The organism is Gordonia zhenghanii, from assembly GCF_021738965.1.
Taxonomy (GTDB): domain Bacteria; phylum Actinomycetota; class Actinomycetes; order Mycobacteriales; family Mycobacteriaceae; genus Gordonia; species Gordonia zhenghanii.
Genome location: NZ_JAKKOQ010000001.1, coordinates 305,313 through 323,888, shown reverse-complemented (window position 1 = coordinate 323,888; position 18,576 = coordinate 305,313). Strand labels below are relative to the sequence as shown.

General features: G+C 67.0%; 17 protein-coding genes. 10 read left to right on the top strand and 7 right to left on the bottom strand.

From position 1 onward, the window contains the following. Window positions 1–6: 6 nt before the first annotated feature. The 4 genes from cydB (at window position 7) to L5G32_RS01365 (ending at window position 5,093) form a co-directional block, all read left to right on the top strand. Window positions 7–1,065 (top strand): cytochrome d ubiquinol oxidase subunit II, encoded by a 1,059-nt coding sequence (gene cydB / locus L5G32_RS01380; RefSeq protein ID WP_237009213.1) that lies wholly within the window; start codon window positions 7–9, stop codon window positions 1,063–1,065. Further along, window positions 1,049–2,725, top strand: coding sequence for a thiol reductant ABC exporter subunit CydD (gene cydD / locus L5G32_RS01375; RefSeq protein ID WP_237009212.1), 1,677 nt, complete (start codon window positions 1,049–1,051; stop codon window positions 2,723–2,725). The genes cydB and cydD overlap by 17 nt, the downstream gene beginning before the upstream one ends. Beyond that, window positions 2,715–4,373, top strand: a complete 1,659-nt coding sequence (gene cydC, locus L5G32_RS01370; RefSeq protein WP_237009211.1) for a thiol reductant ABC exporter subunit CydC — start codon at window positions 2,715–2,717, stop codon at window positions 4,371–4,373. The genes cydD and cydC overlap by 11 nt, the downstream gene beginning before the upstream one ends. Window positions 4,374–4,598: 225 nt before the next feature. Then, entirely contained in the window at window positions 4,599–5,093 is a 495-nt protein-coding gene (locus L5G32_RS01365; RefSeq protein WP_237009210.1) for a ferritin, read from the top strand. An 86-nt stretch (window positions 5,094–5,179) separates the two neighbouring features. Here L5G32_RS01365 and L5G32_RS01360 read toward each other — a convergent pair whose 3' ends face one another. From L5G32_RS01360 to L5G32_RS01345, 4 genes are all read right to left on the bottom strand, one after another. After that, window positions 5,180–5,797, bottom strand: coding sequence for a heme-binding beta-barrel domain-containing protein (locus tag L5G32_RS01360; RefSeq protein ID WP_237009209.1), 618 nt, complete (start codon window positions 5,795–5,797; stop codon window positions 5,180–5,182). Between the two features lie 234 nt (window positions 5,798–6,031). Further along, entirely contained in the window at window positions 6,032–6,337 is a 306-nt protein-coding gene (locus L5G32_RS01355) for a DUF1416 domain-containing protein (RefSeq protein ID WP_237009208.1), read from the bottom strand. A gap of 31 nt (window positions 6,338–6,368) precedes the next feature. Further along, window positions 6,369–7,196, bottom strand: coding sequence for a sulfurtransferase (locus L5G32_RS01350; protein WP_237009207.1), 828 nt, complete (start codon window positions 7,194–7,196; stop codon window positions 6,369–6,371). A 90-nt stretch (window positions 7,197–7,286) separates the two neighbouring features. Next, window positions 7,287–8,192, bottom strand: a complete 906-nt coding sequence (locus tag L5G32_RS01345) for an LmeA family phospholipid-binding protein (protein ID WP_237009206.1) — start codon at window positions 8,190–8,192, stop codon at window positions 7,287–7,289. A gap of 90 nt (window positions 8,193–8,282) precedes the next feature. On the opposite strand from L5G32_RS01345, the gene L5G32_RS01340 reads away from it, so the two are divergent. From L5G32_RS01340 to pstB, 6 genes are all read left to right on the top strand, one after another. Continuing rightward, entirely contained in the window at window positions 8,283–8,984 is a 702-nt protein-coding gene (locus L5G32_RS01340) for a winged helix-turn-helix transcriptional regulator (protein ID WP_237009205.1), read from the top strand. Window positions 8,985–9,032: 48 nt separating this feature from the next. Further along, window positions 9,033–9,920 carry a mycothiol synthase gene (mshD, locus tag L5G32_RS01335; RefSeq protein WP_237009204.1) on the top strand — a complete coding sequence of 296 codons (888 nt, stop codon included), beginning with the start codon at window positions 9,033–9,035 and terminating at the stop codon, window positions 9,918–9,920. Window positions 9,921–10,074: 154 nt separating this feature from the next. After that, window positions 10,075–11,142, top strand: a complete 1,068-nt coding sequence (gene pstS / locus L5G32_RS01330; protein WP_237009203.1) for a phosphate ABC transporter substrate-binding protein PstS — start codon at window positions 10,075–10,077, stop codon at window positions 11,140–11,142. A 29-nt stretch (window positions 11,143–11,171) separates the two neighbouring features. Continuing rightward, window positions 11,172–12,194, top strand: coding sequence for a phosphate ABC transporter permease subunit PstC (pstC, locus tag L5G32_RS01325; protein ID WP_237009202.1), 1,023 nt, complete (start codon window positions 11,172–11,174; stop codon window positions 12,192–12,194). Window positions 12,195–12,196: 2 nt separating this feature from the next. Continuing rightward, entirely contained in the window at window positions 12,197–13,054 is an 858-nt protein-coding gene (gene pstA, locus L5G32_RS01320; RefSeq protein WP_237009201.1) for a phosphate ABC transporter permease PstA, read from the top strand. Window positions 13,055–13,056: 2 nt separating this feature from the next. Next, the gene (gene pstB / locus L5G32_RS01315) at window positions 13,057–13,833 is read left to right on the top strand and encodes a phosphate ABC transporter ATP-binding protein PstB (RefSeq protein ID WP_237009200.1); all 777 of its coding nucleotides are present in this window, start codon (window positions 13,057–13,059) and stop codon (window positions 13,831–13,833) included. Window positions 13,834–13,963: 130 nt separating this feature from the next. On the opposite strand, the gene L5G32_RS01310 is transcribed toward pstB, so the two are convergent. The 3 genes from L5G32_RS01310 to L5G32_RS01300 form a co-directional block, all read right to left on the bottom strand. Beyond that, window positions 13,964–15,388: an aldehyde dehydrogenase family protein gene (locus L5G32_RS01310; protein ID WP_237009199.1), complete on the bottom strand. Its 1,425-nt coding sequence runs from the start codon at window positions 15,386–15,388 to the stop codon at window positions 13,964–13,966. Window positions 15,389–15,514: 126 nt separating this feature from the next. Next, a complete protein-coding gene (gene phoU, locus L5G32_RS01305; protein WP_237009198.1) occupies window positions 15,515–16,177 on the bottom strand; it encodes a phosphate signaling complex protein PhoU in 663 nt (220 codons plus the stop codon). A 75-nt stretch (window positions 16,178–16,252) separates the two neighbouring features. Next, entirely contained in the window at window positions 16,253–18,541 is a 2,289-nt protein-coding gene (locus L5G32_RS01300; RefSeq protein ID WP_237009197.1) for an LCP family protein, read from the bottom strand. Between the last annotated feature and the right edge of the window lie 35 nt (window positions 18,542–18,576).

The window sequence follows — 18,576 nt, the reverse complement described above, 5'->3', positions numbered from 1 at the left end:
GCACCGATGAGTCTGGAGACATTCTGGTTCGCGCTCGTCGCGGTCCTGTTCGTCATGTATTTCGTCCTGGAGGGCTTCGACTTCGGTGTCGGCATGCTGCTCCCGTTTCTCGGCCGTCGCAGCGAGCCCGACGGCGACAAACGTCGTCGAGTGCTCCTGTCGGCGATCGGTCCGGTCTGGGACGGCAACGAGGTCTGGTTGATCACCGGCGGCGGCGCGCTGTTCGCCGCGTTCGGCGGGTGGTACGCGACCATGTTCTCGGCGTTCTATCTGCCGCTGTTCCTGATCCTGATCGGGTTGATCGTCCGCGTCGTGTCCATCGAGTGGCGCGGCAAGATCAACGACCGGAAATGGCGCGCGTGGTGTGACGTCGGAATCGGTCTCGGGTCGTGGCTGCCCGCGATCCTGTGGGGCGTGGCGTTCGCGAACGTCGTCCGCGGCATCCCGATCGGCGCCGACGCCCAGTACACGGGCGGGTTCTTCAACCTGTTGAATCCGTATGCGCTCCTCGGCGGTCTGACGACCGTCCTCGTGTTCATCACCCACGGAGCCGTGTTCCTCGCATTGAAGACCACGGGCGACCTCCGCGACGAGGCACAGACCCTCGCGTGGCGCCTGGCGGTCCCGACCGCTGTCGTCGCCGCGGCCTTCCTGCTGTGGACCCAGCTCGAGTACGGCAAGAGTTGGACGTGGGTGATCGTCGGGATCTCCGCGGCCGCCGCCGTCGTGATGGTCGTCGGCGCGTGTCTGCGTCGTGAGGGGCTCTCGTTCGGTGCGACGTGCGTCGCGATCGCGGGCACCGTCGGTCTGCTGTTCTGCGTGCTGTTCCCGAACGTGCTGCCGTCGACGACGGACGCCGCGTACAACCTGACCGTCGGCAACACGTCGTCGAGCCACTACACGCTGGTGGTGATGACCTGGGCTGCCGGGATCATGACTCCCGTCGTGATCGCTTACCAGGCGTGGACGTATTGGGTGTTCCGTCAGCGGCTCTCCGTCGACCGGATCCCCGAGCACGGCGGCCTGCCGTTGCGCGAGGGGGCTCCGGATGTCGGACGACGCTAGGACCCCGCCGTTCGATCCGCGACTCCTGCAGTACTCGCCGTCGGCGCGTCGCTACAGCATCGCAGTCGCAGCGTTCTCCGTAGGCACGGTGATCGCCGTGATCGCGGGGGCCGTCGCCCTCGCCGGACTCCTCGGGGACCTCGTCACCGATCCGTCGTCGAGGACGTTCGGCGCCCAGGCCGTGCACGTGGCGGTGATCGCGGCGGCGTTCGCGGCGCGGGCAGGCATGTCGTACCTGCAGGAGCGGTACGCCCATCGGGCGGCGTTGGCGACGATCGCCGAGCTGCGGGTGCGTGCGCTGGATGCGCTGACCGACGCGACCCGGACGTCGCCGCACCGTCTCGCGGCCGAACGCGACCGCTCGTCGACCATCGTGCTGCGCGGGCTCGACGCCCTCGTCGACTACCTCGCCGACTACCTGCCAGCCCTGATGTCGACGGTGATCATCACTCCGCTGGTGATCACCGTGATCGCGTGGGCCGACTGGCCGTCGGCAGTCATCATCGTGATCACCATCCCGCTGATTCCGTTGTTCATGGTCTTGATCGGGCTGCTCACCCGAGACCGGACCGAGCGCAAGCTGGACGCGATGAGCACGCAGAGCGCGCAGCTGCTGGACTTGTTGACCGGACTCCCGACGCTGCGCGCCATCGGTCGCGCGGTCGGCCCGACCCGTCGCGTCGACGAACTCGGCCGCGAGTTCGGCCGGACCACCATGTCGTCGCTGCGGATCGCGTTCCTGTCCGGGGCCGTGCTCGAGATGCTCGCGACGTTGAGTGTCGCGCTGGTCGCGGTCGGCATCGGGCTGCGGCTGGTGTTCGGGGACATGAGCCTGAACGCGGGCGTGCTCGCCCTCGTCCTCGCGCCGGAGGCGTATGCGCCGCTGCGACGGATCGGTTCGGCGTTCCACACGGCGCAGGACGGAATCCACGCTGCGCGCGACGTGCTCGACGTCTGCGCGCGTACCGGCCGGACGGCAGGCGACCGGTCGCTCGACGTCGCGGGACGGGCCGTCGACGTCGAGGGCATCGGAATCCGTACCCGCGACGGCTGGACCCCTCGCGGAGTCAGCGCGCAGTGTGCGCCTGGCCGGATCACCGTGGTCGCGGGCCCCAACGGATCGGGCAAGTCGACGCTGCTGTCGGCGATCCTCGGGCTCGAGACACCCGACGAGGGCGCGGTCCGCATCGGAGGGATCGACGTGCGCGAGCTCGCACCCGGCGACTTCCACGCGCAGGTGGCGTGGCTGCCGCAGCACCCGGTGATCGTCCCGGGAACGGTCGACGAGAATTTGTCGGTCTTCGGCCAGCTGGACACCGACGCTGTGCACCGAGCCGGGGCGGCAGTCGGCTTCGACGACGTCCTCGCCGATCTTCCGCGCGGCGCCGCGACGATGCTCGGCTCCGACGGCTCGGGGCTATCGGCTGGCCAGCGGCAGCGTCTGGCACTCGTCCGGGTCCTCGCTTCCGACGCCTCGCTCCTGCTCCTCGACGAACCGACCGCCCACCTCGACGACGACACTGCGGATCGGGTCCTGGACGCGATTGTCGCGCGGGCCGCTGCGGGCGCCACCGTGGTACTGGTCTCGCATCGCCCCGCGGCGCTCGCGATCGCCGACGCTGTCGTCGCCGTTTCGCCGGAGGCCGCCGATGTTCGGTGACGACCCACTGCTGCGCGCTCTCGCCTTCGCCGGGGTGCGGCGTCGTACGCCGCTCGTCGCGATCGGTCTCGGCGCGGGCGGTGCATTGTCGGCGCTCGCCCTCGCCGCGTTGTCGGCGTGGCTGATCACGCGGGCCTGGCAGATGCCGCCGGTCCTGTACCTGTCCGTCGCCGTGACCGCCGTACGCGCTCTCGGCATCTCCCGTGCCGTGTTCCGTTATCTCGAACGTCTCGCCACCCACGACGTCGCGCTGCGCGCGATGGCGACCGCCAGGGCGCGGGTATACCGCGCTCTCGCCGGAGGTGACCCCGCAGTGACCGTCCGATCCGACCGGTCCGCGCTGCTGGCCCGTACGGCGGAGGACGTCGACGAGATCGGCGACGCAGTGGTCCGAGGCCTGGTGCCGATGGCGGTCGGCGCCGTCACCTCGCTCACCGCCGTGGCGATCATGGCGGCCGTCTCCCCGGTGTCGGCCGTGGTCCTCGCGGTGGCCCTGGTGATCAGCGGAGTGCTCGCACCGCTGGTGGGGGCGCGCGCATCGACGCGGATCGTCGCCGCAGGCGCGCACGCCCGCGAACAGGTGGGCGCCGACGTCACCGGACTGCTCTGGCACGCGGGCGAACTCACCGTGGCTCGGCGTCGCGACCGGGCGCTGGCCCGACTGCGGGACGCCGACGACCGGCACGCTCGCGCCGTCGACGCCGCCGCGGCGCGGCAGGCGGCCGCGACGTCGATGACGCCGGTCGCGATGCTCGTCAGCGTCGTCGCGGCAGCCGTGATCGCCGTCGACCTTGCGTCGCGACTCCCCGGATCGTTGATGGACGCATCATCGTCCGACGGCGTCGTCACACCGATGCTGTTCGGCGTCCTCGTCCTGCTGCCGTTGTCGTCGTTCGAGTCGACGGGGCCGTTGACCGACGCGGCGATCGCCTGGGAGTCCGGAAGGCAGAGCGCGGCACGCGTGATGGCGTTGGTCGACGCAGCAGGATCGACGACGCTCACCGCCGATCCCGTGTTCGATCCGCGTCCGGCGTCGTTGACCGCGCGCGGCCTGCAGTGGGGGCGCAAGGAGGCGCTCGGCCCGGACGGCGGCGTCGACCTGGATCTGCGGCCCGGCGACCGGCTCCTGGTGACCGGCCGCAGCGGAGCGGGGAAGTCGACACTGGGGATGACGCTCACGGGGCTGCTCGCACCGCTCAGCGGATCGGTGACGAGCGAGCCGGCCGCCCTCGAAGAGTCGGCGGCGTACTTCGCCGAGGAGGCGCACCTGTTCTCGACGTCCGTCCGGGAGAACCTCCGGGTGGCTCGCGGCGACGTCACCGACGGCGAGATCGTCGACGCGCTGGCCGACGTCGGGCTCGGCGGTTGGCTGGCGGCGCTCCCGGCGGGGCTCGACACCGAGCTGGCCGGCGCCGCATCGGTCAGCGGCGGCCAGCGGCGCAGACTACTCGTAGCTCGGGCTCTGGTGCACGCGTCGCGGATCGTCGTTCTCGACGAACCGACCGAGCATCTCGATCCGGCCGATGAACCCGAGATGTTGCGCCGGATCTGCGACCCCGCCGATATCTTCGGTCCGGAGCGAATCGTGGTGGTGATCACGCATCAGCCTGCCGCCGTCGACGATGTGCCGATCATCGAAATCAGCTGACCAGCGGAATCGCCTTCAAAGGTTATTTACCCTTACCTTCTTTGAGATAGGAAAGCCTCATATAATTCGCCGATCAAATGGCCCTGACCTGCAGATAAGGTATGCCGTACCTGGCTGGACGGATCTATATTCGTGGCTATTCTGGATTGTGTCCGGAAGAATTCGAGAATTCTTGAATCCTCGTCATTCTTGAATTCTGTCTCTCTGAAACGTAAGGAAACCGCCATGAAGATGAGCGAAGAACTCGAAGGCGAATTCATCAAGCAGATCACCCGCGAGTACGAGTCGTCGTTCCTGTACCGCCAGTTGGCGATCGAGATGGATGTGCGCGACCTGCCCGGCATGGCGTCGTGGCTGCGCGCTCAGTCGGCCGAAGAGTTGGCCCACGCGGACCGACTCATCGACCACCTCACCGATCGGGACAACCACCCGGTGATCGGCGACATCAGCATCCCGTCGATCAAGGTCGAGAAGATCCAAGACGTCTTCGAGATCGCGCTCGAGGCCGAGCGTGCGGTCTCCGAGGGGATCCGCACGCTGTACCGCCAGGCCGAGGACGAGCGCGACCTCGACTCGCGCCCGGTCATCGACTGGTTCATCTCCGAGCAGGTGGAAGAAGAGTCCACGGTCGCGGAGATCCTCGGACGTCTCCGCATGGTGGACGGCGACGGCTCCGGCGTCCTCCGCATCGACGCGGAACTGGCGTCGACCGGCGCATAGAGCCGAATCAGATTCAGAACTGACACCGCTCAGCGTGAGCACCGGCCTATAGGCCGATGCGAACGCTGAGCGGTGTCAGTTTTTGCTTATCCGATGACGCGACGGAGTTTCGCGGACAGCCGAGGCGTGAGTTCGCCGTCGGCGTCGACGCGTTCTTCGACGTAGGCCAGGTCGCCGTCGGGCACGAGCCCGTACAGGCGCTTCGCGCCTCCGGTGTGGACGCCGGTCTCGGTGCGCAGGGTGACGTCGGTGGTCAGGTTCCAGGACGTCTGGTTGAGCGGACGTCCGTAGAAGAGTTCGATGACGCCCTCGGCGTGGGTGAGGAGCAGCTCGATGTCGTCGTCCTCGCTGATCCGCCAGAATCCGGATTCACGGAGGTCGGGGCTCACATAGGCCCCGTCGTCGTCGACCTTCCACGACCGGGACTGCCAGACGAGGTAGTCGCCGCCGTCATGGCTGACGACGATCTGCTGGCCGAACTGGTAGTCGTCGCCGCTGATCGGGTCGTGGCCTTCGCCTTCGCCCTCCCAGACGCCGACCATCGGGAGCAGTGCGAGCAGGGCAGGACTCAAGTCCGGGCCCTCGCGCAGATTCGCGGTGTCGACCGGGAGTGGAACGTCACCGATCACGGGCACGTTTCTACCGGCGGTCTCCTGAGCGCGAAGCTCGGCGTCGGAGATCGCCTCGTTGCCCGACCGAGTCATGATTCGTCGTTGACCAGGCGGTAGACGGTGTACAACGCGAACCACACGATGAGCACGGACGCGAGACCAAGCAGGATTTCGAAGAAGAGGACCACGTAGCAGATTCTACCGCGGACGGATTCGACCGCACGACGGTGGTCGGCGAGTGCAGGATATGTCACACCGTGTCGCACGACGGGGCCGGAGACGACGATGCCCCCGGTCCGACGGACCGGGGGCATCGAGTCTCTGGTGCTACTTCGCGACAGCGACGTCCTGGTTGTAGACGCCGGGGCCCTCGGGCGAGAGGGTCACGTCGCCGTTGCCCTGCGAGCTGAGCGCGCGGAGCGTCCAGGTCCCGGGAGCGGCGAAGAACCGGAAGTCGCCGGTGGCCGATGCGACGACCTCGGCGGTGAACTCGCCGGTGCCGTCGAGCAGGCGCACGAACGCGCCTGCGACCGGGTTGCCGGAACCGTCGACGACCTGTCCGGTCAGGACGGTCTCCTTCTCGACGTCAACGCCTGCAGGCAGGGACTGGCCCTGCTTAGGTGCTGCACACATGTGGGAATTTCCTCTCAGTGAAGACGGGCAGTCAGCGCTCGACGGGTGCGCCGACGAGCGAGCCGTACTCGACCCAGCTGCCGTCGTAGTTCTTGACGTTCGTCTTGCCGAGCAGTTCCTGCAGGACAAACCAGGTGTGGCTCGACCGCTCACCGATACGGCAGTACGCGATGGTCTCCTTCGCGTCGTCGAAGCCCTTCTCCGCGTACAGCGCGGTGAGGTCCTCGTCCGACTTGAACGTGCCGTCCTCGTTCGCCGTCGACGACCACGGGATGTTGATGGCTCCCGGGACGTGGCCGCGCTGCTGTGCCTGCTCCTGCGGGAGGTGGGCGGGTGCGGCGATCTTGCCGGAGAACTCGTCGGGGCTGCGGACGTCGACGAGGTTCTTGGAACCGATCGAGTCGATGACCTCGTCGCGGAATGCGCGGATCGAGGTGTCGGCTGCCTGCGCGACGTAGTTCGTGGCTTCGCGGTTGACGGTGTCGCTGCTCAGCTCGCGGCCGTCGAGCTCCCACTTCTTGCGACCGCCGTCGAGCAGGCGGACGTCCTTGTGGCCGTAGATCTTGAAGTACCAGTACGCGTAGGCGGCGAACCAGTTGTTGTTGCCGCCGTAGAGGACCACGGTGTCGTCGTTGGCGACGCCGCGCTCACTGAGCAGCTTCGAGAAGCCCTCGGCGTCGAGGAAGTCGCGACGGACTCCGTCCTGAAGGTCCTCGCGCCAGTCCAGGCGGATGGCGCCCGGGATGTGGTTGAGGTCGTAGATCGACGTGTCCTCGTCGACCTCGACGAAGACGACCTTGTCGGTATTGAGGTTCTGCTCAGCCCAATCGGCGCTGACCAGGACATCGGGGCGTGCCATGTGTGTTCCTTTCGAAGCGATACGAGCGCTGTCACCCGTGGGCTTGTCGCAGTCCGGGTGGAGACGTCGAAACTTTACAACGCCAGAGGGTCAGGATCCCGGGATCACGGCGGTGGAGTAATCGATGGGCTTGACAATTCTCTGATCGTTGTTCCCGGTGACGATGAAGTCGCTTCCCCTGCTCAGAGCCTTGCTCGGGACGGTGTTCCACGCCATCGGGAGCGGTGGCAGGACGCTGGAGAAGCGTTTGAGAACGTGTGCGCGAAACTCCGGCGGGACGTCAGCGGAGTAGTGGTCCTCGGGGCCGTCGTACAGGTCGGTGGCTTCGACGTGGACGAGACCGTCGACGACGAACACTCGGGCGCTGACACTGATCTTCACTTTCGGCGCCGTGTAACCGGACGCCGACGGCGGGAGCCCGTGCTCGTATTCGGGCGAGCCCGGGTAGGGGACGGTCCCGCTGAGCATGATGCCGTCGGTGCGTTCGAGGAGTCCGTCGCCGGGACCGCCGCCGCCGGCCTTGCCCTCGGGTGCGGGGGTGTTGATGTACAGATCGGTGATCCCCATGAGTCGTCCGAGGTTCACCGAGTCGATGCGGGTCTCGGCGGTGATGGCGCCCGCGTGGATGGGCGTCGCCGCGTCGACGTTCCACACGTCGCCGGTCGTGACGTCGTCGAGTCGGGCGTCGAGCGTCGCAGTGCATTCGCCGCGGTCGCCGCAGCCGGTGATCGTGACGCCTCGCGCGCTGATGGCCAACGACGGGAAGCGGCCGTCGCCTGCGCGAGTCAGGAAGGGAAAGCCGCCGAGCGTCACTTCGGGTTCGAAGTCCACACGCGGTGATTCTTCGACCGCCACCGCAACGCCATGCTCAGCCCGTGACGCCGCGAGATTGTCCACCAGAAAGCCGATGACCAGGACGATCACGACCGCCACGGCGGTGACGGCGGCGATCTGCGCGACGCGGCGCACGGGTCGGATTCGGGAAGATGGGGACATCGGGTCTATTCTGACATCACATCTTCACGAGCTGCGACCAGCGTCGATCGACAGTTCAGCCAAGAGGCCACGACGAGAGCGGAGTGGTGAGTGGACCTGTTGCTGTTGACGTCGGAGTCTTCGTCGGACTCTGTACTGGAATCCCTGACGCTGTTGCCCCACGACGTGACATTGGCTCCGGCCGACACGTCGTCGCTGGTGAGCGCCTCCGAGGCGGAGCTCGTCCTGGTGGACGCTCGCTCCGACCTCACGAGCGCCCGCAGTCTGTGCCGCTTGCTCGAATCGACCGGCTCCCGTGTGGTCGCTGTGGTCGGCGAAGGCTCGTTGGTCGCGGTCAACTCGGACTGGGGGATCGACGACTTCCTTCTCCCCGGCACGGGGCCGGCCGAACTCGACGCCCGACTCCGCTTGACGGCGGCTCGCGGCACCGCACCGGAGCCCGAGCTGTCGGACAAGGTGACGCTGGGCGAGCTCGTCATCGACGAGAGCACCTATACGGCCCGGCTGCGCGGTAAACCCATCGACCTGACGTATAAGGAGTTCGAGCTCCTCAAATACCTCGCGCAGAACCCTGGTCGCGTCTTCACCCGCGCCCAACTGCTCCACGAGGTATGGGGCTACGACTTCTTCGGCGGGACCCGCACCGTCGACGTCCATGTGCGTCGCCTGCGCGCCAAGCTCGGCTCGGATCACGAGTCGCTGATCGGCACGGTGCGGAACGTCGGCTACAAGGCGGTGAAGCCGTCGGTCGGTCGCGCAGCCGACGAGTCGGGTGCAGGCGAGCCGGACTGAGAACTCGGTCCGCTCGATCGGCATGAGGGCCGACTATCCTCGGAACGCATGAGCAACTCCTTCCCGAGCAGAATCGTGCGCGGCGCATTGACCGCGGCAGACGTCGACTACGCACTGACCGTGCTGGACGAGGCCGAGCGAGTCGACGGCGTCGAGCCGCTCAGCGAGCAGCACCGTCTCGCGGTCCGCAACGGCGGAGCGCTGCACATCGTCACCGAGCACGGTTACGGGAACGTTCTCGACGCTCGAGACGGGGAGGCTCCGATGGCGGAGGCCGTCGTCCACCCCGAACACCGCGGTGCGGGCGAGGGGCGGGTGCTCGTCGATGCAGTGCTCGACGCGGCGGCCGAGCTCGGCGACCGACCGCAGGTGTGGGCGCACGGCGACCTGCCTGCGGCCGGTCGGGTCGCGGACGTGCTGGGACTGGAGCGTCATCGCGAACTGCTGCAGTTGCGGCGACCGCTGTCCGAGCCGTTGCTCGAACTGGCGCAACGCGACGACCTCGTCGTCCGCACCTATCGTCCCGGCGACGACGACGAGATACTTCGCGTCAACAACGCGGCCTTCGACTGGCACCCCGAGCAGGGCGGCTGGACGCAGGGCGACGTCGACGAGCGGACCGGGGCGGCCTGGTTCGACCCGGCCGGCGTGTTCCTTGCGTTCGACGCCGCCGATCCCGACACGCTCCTCGGTTTCCACTGGACCAAGGTCGACAAGCCTGACCTCGGCGAGGTGTACATCGTCGGCGTGGACCCGAGCGCGCAGGGGCGCGGGCTCGGCAATCTCCTGACGCTGGCCGGTCTGCACTATCTAGCCGAACGGGACCTGAGCGGAGTGGAACTGTACGTCGAAGGCGACAACACCGCGGCCCTGCACACGTACGCCCGACTCGGCTTCACGAGGTATCGCGCCGACATCACATATCGAAAGGCGTGACGCCGCAACAGGTGATTCGTCTGCGCGACACCTTTTGTTCTTTTACTCGTCCCGATTGTTTCTCACCCGGCCACCGACACGTCGCCTCCGCCTAACCGTGCCTGGATACGTTCTCTTCGAATCCCACGAAGCAGACCGAAAGGCCATCGACCCCATGAGCGTCAACCCCAAGCTCGTTCGCAGCGCCGGTGCCGCCGCTGCCACCGCAGTGGCAGCCACCCTTGTCCTGTCCGCATGCAGCAGCTCGTCCGACGCGGGCTCCATCACCGGCGAGGGCTCGACCGCCCAGCAGAAGGCGATGGAGATGTTCTCCGACGTCCTCACCGAGGACGGCAGCGTGAACCTGGACTACACCGGTTCCGGTTCGGGTGACGGCATCAAGAAGTTCATCGCGGGCGACGTCGACTTCGCCGGCTCCGACTCGCCGCTCAAGGACGACGAGATCGCCAAGGCCAAGGAGCGTTGCGGTGGCAACGATGCATGGCATCTGCCGCTCGTCGCAGGCCCGGTGGCCCTCGCCTACAACATCGACGGCGTCGACAAGCTCACGCTCGACGCGCCGACCCTCGCGAAGATCTTCGACTCGAAGATCACCGAGTGGAACGATCCGGCGATCGCCGCCCTGAACAAGGGCGTCGACCTGCCGTCGACCAAGATCATCCCGGTGCACCGCAGCGACAGCTCCGGCACCACGGACAACTTCACCAAGTACCTCAACGCTGCGGCTCCGCAGGACTGGCCGTACGAGCACAGCAAAGAGTGGACGGGTCACGGCGGTTCGGCCGCAGCGAAGTCGACCGGCGTCGGCGACACAGTGAAGAAGACGCCGGGCTCGATCGCCTACGTCGAGTGGGGCTTCGCCACCGAGAACGATCTCGGCGTCTCGCAGATCGACTTCGGGGCAGGCCCCACCGCGCTGACCGCAGAGACGGCAGGCAAGGCCCTCGACACGGCTAAGTTCGTCACGCCGGGCAGCAAGGACCTCGTCGTCGACACCGACGCGCTGTACAAGATGAAGGAGCCGGGCGCCTACCCGCTGGTCCTTACCACCTACGAGATCGTCTGCTCCACCGGCTACGACGACACGCAGGTGTCCGCGAACCTGAAGTCGGCGTTCTCCACCATTCTCGACAAGGGACAGGGCGGGCTCGCTGAGGCAGGCTACGTGCCGCTGCCCGAGGCGTTCAAGCAGACTCTGCGCGGAACGATCGACGCACTGTGACGAGTCCGGACACCACTGTCGAGGGCTCGGTGAACAGAGCAGCCTCGACGGAACCTGAGGCGGGGCGAGCTGCGCACAAGCAGCCCGCTCCGCCTTCGGGCCGTCGAGGCTCGTCGCGCCAGACGGGCTCGGCCGTATCGCGGACGGGGGACCGCGTGATGCGCACCCTGTCCACCGGCTCCGGCCTGCTCGTCTCCGTCGTGATCGGTCTGATCGCGATCTTCCTGCTGATCCAAGCGATCCCTGCGCTCGCCGAGAACACCGCGAACTTCTTCACCTTCCAGGGGCCGTGGACGACGTCCGGGGAACTCGCCTTCGGTATCCCGCGGCAGTTCTATGCGACCGTCCTGGTCTCGGTGATCGCGTTGATCATCGCGATGCCCGTGTCGTTGGGTATCGCACTGTTCGTGTCGGAGTATGCGCCGAAACGTCTGGCCGCCCCGATCGCGTACGTCGTCGACCTGCTCGCTGCGATCCCGTCGATCGTCTATGGCCTGTGGGGCATCCTCGTCCTCGGTCCGGCGATGACCGGCCCGAACCAATGGCTCGTGGACAACCTCGGGTTCCTGCCGTTCTTCGCCCGGCCGGAGAACGCCGCGAACATGTCGACCGGCGGAACAGTGCTGACAGCGGGCATCGTGCTCGCCGTGATGATCCTGCCGGTGATTACCGCAGTGACCCGTGAGGTGTTCGCACAGACCCCGCACGGTCACCGTGAGGCCGCCCTCGCCCTCGGTGCCAGCCAGTGGGAGGTGATCCGGTTCGCGGTCCTGCCGTTCGGCTTCTCCGGATACATCTCGGGCTCGATGCTCGGACTGGGACGTGCGCTCGGCGAGACGATGGCGCTGATGCTGATCATCTCGACGGCGGGCCCGATCAACTTCAACCTGTTGGAGAGCGGCGAGACGTTCGCGACGATCATCGCCAACAACGCAGCTGAGTTCGACGACCCGCTGAAGACGGGCGCCTACATCTCGGCCGGTCTGGTGTTGTTCGCCCTGACCTTCATCGTCAACGCGGCCGCTCGCGCGGTGATCGCCAGGAAGGCGTGAGCATGGAACTGACAACTATGTCGACCCGTCGGAAGCTGACGGACGGCACTGTCCGGGTCAGCGTGTCGCTGGCCGTCCTCCTCGCGATCCTGCCCCTCGGCTGGCTCCTCTGGACGCTCGTCTCCCGCGGAATCGGCCCGGTCCTCGACCCGAGCTGGTGGCTGGAGTCCGAACGGTACGGCGGCGCGGCCAACGCGATCGTCGGCACTTTGATCCAGACGGCCATCGCCGCGGCCGTCGCGGTTCCTCTCGGGGTCCTCGTGGCGATCTACCTGGTCGAATACGGTTCACGCAAGAGTGTGTTGACACGCGTCACCACGTTCATGGTGGACGTCCTGTCCGGTGTGCCGTCGATCGTCGCGGCGATGTTCGTGTACGCGGTCTGGCGGACCACGCTCGGCCTGCCCAGATCCGGTCTGGTCGTCGCCCTCGCCCTCGTCCTGCTGATGGTGCCGCTGGTGGTCCGCGCCACCGAGGAGATGCTGAAGATCGTCTCCCAGGATCTGCGCGAGGCCGCATACGCACTGGGCGTGCCCAAGTGGAAGACGATCCTTCGGGTCGTTCTGCCGACCGCGATGTCGGGCATCATCACCGGCATCATGCTGGCCGTCGCACGAGTCATGGGGGAGTCGGCTCCGGTCCTCATCCTCGTCGGTGCGACGCGCGCGATGAACGTCAACCCGTTCGACGGGAACCAGCAGTCGCTGCCGCTGATGATGCTGCAGGAGTACAACAAGGGCCCCGGCGGCTACGAGACGGTATGGGGCGCAGCGCTGACGCTGGTGATCGCGGTTGCGATCGTGTATCTCATCGCCCGACTGATCTCGCAGTTCACCGGACCCGCGAAGCAAGGACACTGACCATGGCGAAGAGCCTGACCATTCAAGACCTCAACGTCTTCTACGGCGAGTTCCACGCCGTGCAGAACGTCTCCCTGAAGATCCGACCGAAGTCGGTGACCGCGTTCATCGGACCGTCCGGCTGCGGCAAGTCGACGGTGCTGCGGACATTGAACCGCATGCACGAGGTGACGCCGGGTGCGTACACGACGGGCTCGGTGAAGCTCGACGACCTCGACCTGTACGACAAGAACGTCGACCCGGTCGGTGTGCGCACCACGGTCGGCATGGTGTTCCAACGCGCCAACCCGTTCCCGACGATGTCGATCCGGGACAACGTCGTCGCCGGCTTGAAGCTCGGCGGTGTGCGCGACAAGGCGAAGCTCGACGAGGTGGCCGAGGCCAGCCTGCGCGGAGCCAACCTGTGGAACGAAGTGAAGGACCGTCTCGACAAGCCGGGCGGCGGACTGTCCGGCGGACAGCAGCAGCGCCTGTGCATCGCCCGCGCCATCGCAGTGTCGCCGCAGGTGCTGTTGATGGACGAGCCGTGTTCGGCGCTCGACCCGATCTCGACTCTCGCGATCGAAGACCTCATCGCCGAGCTCAAGAGCGAGTACACGATCGTCATCGTCACCCACAACATGCAGCAGGCGGCTCGCGTCAGCGACCAGACCGCGTTCTTCAATCTGAAGGCGACGGGCAAGCCGGGGGAGCTCATCGAGACCGGCCCCACCGCCAAGCTGTTCGCCAACCCGGAACTGAAAGAGACCGAAGACTACATCTCCGGCCGCTTCGGGTAAGAGGGATCGAGCCCACCTCTACCTCTGCTGGTCGAGCCCATCTTTGCTGGTCGAGCCCATCTTTGCTGGTCGACCAGCGGTTAGGGGCTCGACCGGCGGTTAGGGCTCGACCGGCTTGTGGCCGGGACTTCTACGCGAAGCCGAGCAGGGACTTCACTTCGAGGAACTCGTCGAAGGCGTAGTCGCTCCATTCGCGACCGTTGCCGCTGCGCTTGTAGCCGCCGAACGGGGCCGCCGGGTCGAGCTGCGCAGAGTTGAGAGAGATCGAGCCGGCCCGCAGCTTGGAGCCGATGCGGCGGACCTCGTCGACGTCCTCGCCGGAGACATAGCCTGCGAGGCCGTACTCGGTGTCGTTGCCGATGGCGACGGCGTCGTCGACGTCGTCGTAGCCGATGACGACGAGGACCGGACCGAACACTTCGGTGCGGGCGATCTCCATGTCGTTGGTGACCCCGGTGAACACGGTAGGCTTCACGTAGTAGCCGGTGTCGAGGCCGTCCGGCCGACCCGGTCCGCCGACCACCGGCGTCGCGCCGTCGGCGACTGCGCGTTCGATGAGGCCCTGGATCTTGTCGAACTGTGGCTGCGAGACAACAGGTCCCAGCCGGACGCTCGTGTTGGGGTCGCCGACGGTGATGTCGGCTGCCGTCGTCTCGATCACGGACGTGACCTCGTCGAGGCGTGCGGCGGGGACGAGCATGCGACTCGGCGCGTTGCACGACTGCCCCGAGTTGAGCATCATCGTCGAGATTCCCGCGGCGACGTTCGAGCCGAGCGACGCGTCGTCGAGCAGGATGTTGGGGCTCTTGCCGCCGAGCTCCTGGGCGACGCGTTTGACCGTCGGCGCCGCGTTCTTGGCCACTTCGACGCCCGCGCGGGTAGACCCGGTGAACGAGATCAGGTCGATGTCCGGATGCGATGCGAGCGCAGTGCCGACACCGGGGCCGTCGCCGTTCACGAGGTTGAACACACCGGCGGGAACGCCTGCCGCGTCGAAGATCTCGGCGACGACTGCCGCCGAGAGCGGGGCGACCTCGCTGGGCTTCAGGATCATCGTGCAGCCCGTCGCGAGAGCGGGCGCGACCTTGCACATCACCTGGTTGAGCGGCCAGTTCCACGGCGTGATGAAGCCGCACACGCCGATCGGTTCCTTGACGATGCGGGACGATCCGCGATCTTCGGCGAACGAGAAGGTCTTGAGCGCTTCGGCTGCGGTGGCCAGATGGGCGATCCCCATCGGAACGTGGGCCGCCGATGCGAGCCCGGCGGGGGCGCCCATTTCCTGGGTGACGGCGGCGGCCAGGTCGGCTGCACGGTTCTGGTATTCGGCGATGACTGCGCCGATGACGGCGATGCGGTCGTCGGCGCTGGTCTGCGACCACGTGTCGAATGCGCGCCTGGCTGCGGCGACTGCGGCGTCTACGTCGGCCGATCCGCCGATGGCGACTGTTCCCACCGACTGCTCGGTTGCGGGATCGATGACGTCCAGGGAGGTTGCGCCGCCAGCGGGGGCGACCCACTGGCCGTCGATGTAGAACTTACTGAGGTCAGGCATGTAGTTCGCCGTTCTGTGAGGGGCGAGAATTCTGGAAACGAACGTTCTCAAAACGTACGTGAATCCAGACTGCCGAACGGTTGGAGCAGTGTCAATGCCCCGTCGATGCCTGCGACGGCAAGGACTCTACGACGCCTCGAGCAACTGCTCGGGCGTCTTGCCCGTCGCCTGGAACACGACCCGACGGGCGATGAGCACGGCATGGTCGGCGTAGCGCTCGTAGTAGCGACCGAGGAGGGTGACGTCGACGGCTGCCGCGACGCCGTGCTCCCATTCGCGGTCCATCATGACGGTGAACAGGTGACGGTGCAGGTCGTCCATCGCGTCGTCGTCGTCCATGAGGGTGAGCGCATCATGGTAGTCCTGGGTCTCGACGACGCGGCGCGCGTTGCCTGCGAGCTCCACGGCGAGACGGCCCATCTCTTCGAAGTAGCCTGCGACCTCGTCGGGCAGGACCTTCGCGGGGTGACGGCGGCGGGCGACCTTGGCAACGTGCAGGGCGAGCGCGCCCATCCGGTCGATCTCGGAGACGAGTTGGAATCCCGACACGATCGAGCGGAGGTCACCCGCGACCGGAGCCTGCAGCGCCATCAGTTGGAAGGCGAGGTCTTCGGCTTCGACGGAGCGCTTGGTGACGGCGTCGTGGTCGGAGATCACTTGCTCGGCGAGTTCGAGGTCGGTCTCCAAGAGCGCGCGAGTGGCCAGTGCCATCTCACGACCGACTTCGTCGACCATCTGGCCGAGGACAGAGTTCAGGGCAGCCATCTGCTCCTGGTAGGCGTCACGCATAGGCCGAGTGTACTGATCGGTGTGGAACGCAGACCGGAGTCCGGGGTGAATCAGGCGTGAACTCTGGGAGGCGTGTCAACTGCACGTGGTGTCCCCGGCATTGGTGATGGCGAGATCGTTTGGCAGGTCGCCGTGCGAGGTGTTCTCGGGCAGTTGGCCGGTGGTGAGAGTCGAGCCGGCGTCCGGGAGTGCCCCGACGGTCTCGATGCCGCCGTAATCGGCTCCGAGGATCACCTGGACGCCGGTCTTCACCGTCTTGTCGAGTTGGATCTTGGCGCCGGGGAACATCGATGCGACGGTCGCCGCGGAGTCCTTCTCGCCGGAGCCGTAGCGGACCACGGTCTGGTCGATGTCGACCGACGCATCGCCGATGCCGGAGACCTCGACGCCCTGTCGGATGAGTTCGTTCATCACGGTCTCGGCGAGCCCCTGCTCACCGGCGCCGTTGAGGACGCGGACCATCAAGTTGGCCGCATACTGAGCGGTCATCTCGTTGCGCTCGGGTGCCTTCGTCGTCGTCGGCGCCTCTGGCTTCTTCTCGTCGGCCTTCTTCTTCTCACCGGGCAATTGCTCGTCGTCGATGATCGCGTTGAAGATGGCGTCGATGGCGTCGGTGCGCGGAAGTTCGTTGAACTGTCCGTCGGTGGAGGTGCCCGCGGTGGGGATCGTCAGGAATGTGACGGCGCCCGCGTCCATCCCCTGCATCGACTGAGCGAGATCGATGAGCGCATTGGTGTCCACCTGGTCCACGTAGCTGTAGTCGATGAACGTGTTGACGATCTTGGTGAGCTTGTTCGGGTTGGTGATGACGTCGCTCGAGAGGGTGGACCGTAGAAGGGACGACAAGAACAACTGTTGGCGTTTGATGCGGCCGTAGTCGCCATTGCCTTCCACCGCGATGTGGCGCGCGCGCACATAGTTGAGCGCCTGCTTGGGCGTCAGCTTGATGTTGCGGCCCGCGGTCTTGACGATGTAGCCGATCTGGTCGTCGAACAACGGGACCTTGGAGCACACTTCGACGCCGCCGATGGCGCGGACGACGTGCTCGAAGCCGGCGAAGTCCATGGCGATGAAGTGGTTGATGTCGAGGCCGCTCATCTGCGTGATCGTCTTGACCAGGCACGAGGGACCGCCGTCGCCGAAGACGCTGTTGATCTTGACGTCGTTCGCGGCAGGAAGAGCGGAGCCGTACTCCTTGGTCGCGAAGTCCCACTGCTCGCACTCGGGCCGGTCGACGGCGAGGTCGCGCGGCCATGACACTGCGACGACGCGGCTCCGGTCCGCAGGAACGTTGACCAGAAGGATGGTGTCGGCGCGAGCGCCTTCGACGGTGCCTGCTTCGCCGGCCCCGACGTCGGCGTTCTGACCGTTTCGAGTGTCGGTGCCGACGATCAGGTAGGTCTCGTCGCCGTGCTGGCCCTCCTTGTCCCGGACGTTCGCGTCGTCGGGGTTCAGGGCGGCGACGACGTTCCAGGCGCCGTTCAACGTCCGGTTGAGGTTCCAGACGTATCCGGTGCCGACGAGGGAGAGGATGCAGGCGAGGGCGACGAGCACTCGACCGCTGGTGGTCGCGGTCTTGCGGGTGCGCGCCTTCTTGGTGATGGTCGGCTGACTCGGCCGGATCCGCTTGATCGCGGCGGTCAGGTCCGGGGTCGGTTCGAGCGGTCGACGCCGCGGTCGGTCGGAGTCGCTCCCTGCGGCGTCGGTCGTGGCCGCAGCGACGGCGGGGATCTTCTCGGTGTCCGGTGTGGAGTCGGTCTCGGGCGTCGGCTCCGCGGGGTCCGATGACGAGGGGTCCGATGACGAGGGGGCCGATGACGGGGGAGTCTGACCGCGTGACTCGCTGGCGGCGCGGGCCGCCGTCGCCTCGTCGGAGAGGTCGACGGGCTCCCACTCGTATCCGGCGACCGGCGGAATCGACCGGGTCTCTTCAGGTTCCGATGCGGATGGGACCGGCGGGCCTGCCGGTCGGGTCGGAGGTCGGGGCGCCCGACGTTGCGGCGGGGGAGCCGACTGGGTCGGAGGAGTATGGGCCGGGGGAGTCTGGGTCGGGGGCGCCGGGCGGCTGGGTCGTCGTCGGCGTTCCGGCTGCTGCTGTTCGGGCCGCTGCGCCGCGCCGCGCGATGCGGCGGCTTCGGCGTCCATCTGCTCCATGAGCTGACGGACCGTGAGCCGACCGCGCGGGCGCACGTACTCTTCGCGGCTGGACGGCTCGCGGAGCCCGTCGACTCGCGGGAGTGCTCCGGTGTCGCCGAAGCGGTCGCGGAAGTCGAAGGAGTCGGACGACCGTCCGCCGCGACGGGACCGCCGAGGCGGTGTCGGCTGGGCGTCCGACTGGTCGTCGCCGGGTCGATCTGAACTCACGGAGGAACCTTACTGGTCAGGGGCTTCGAACATGA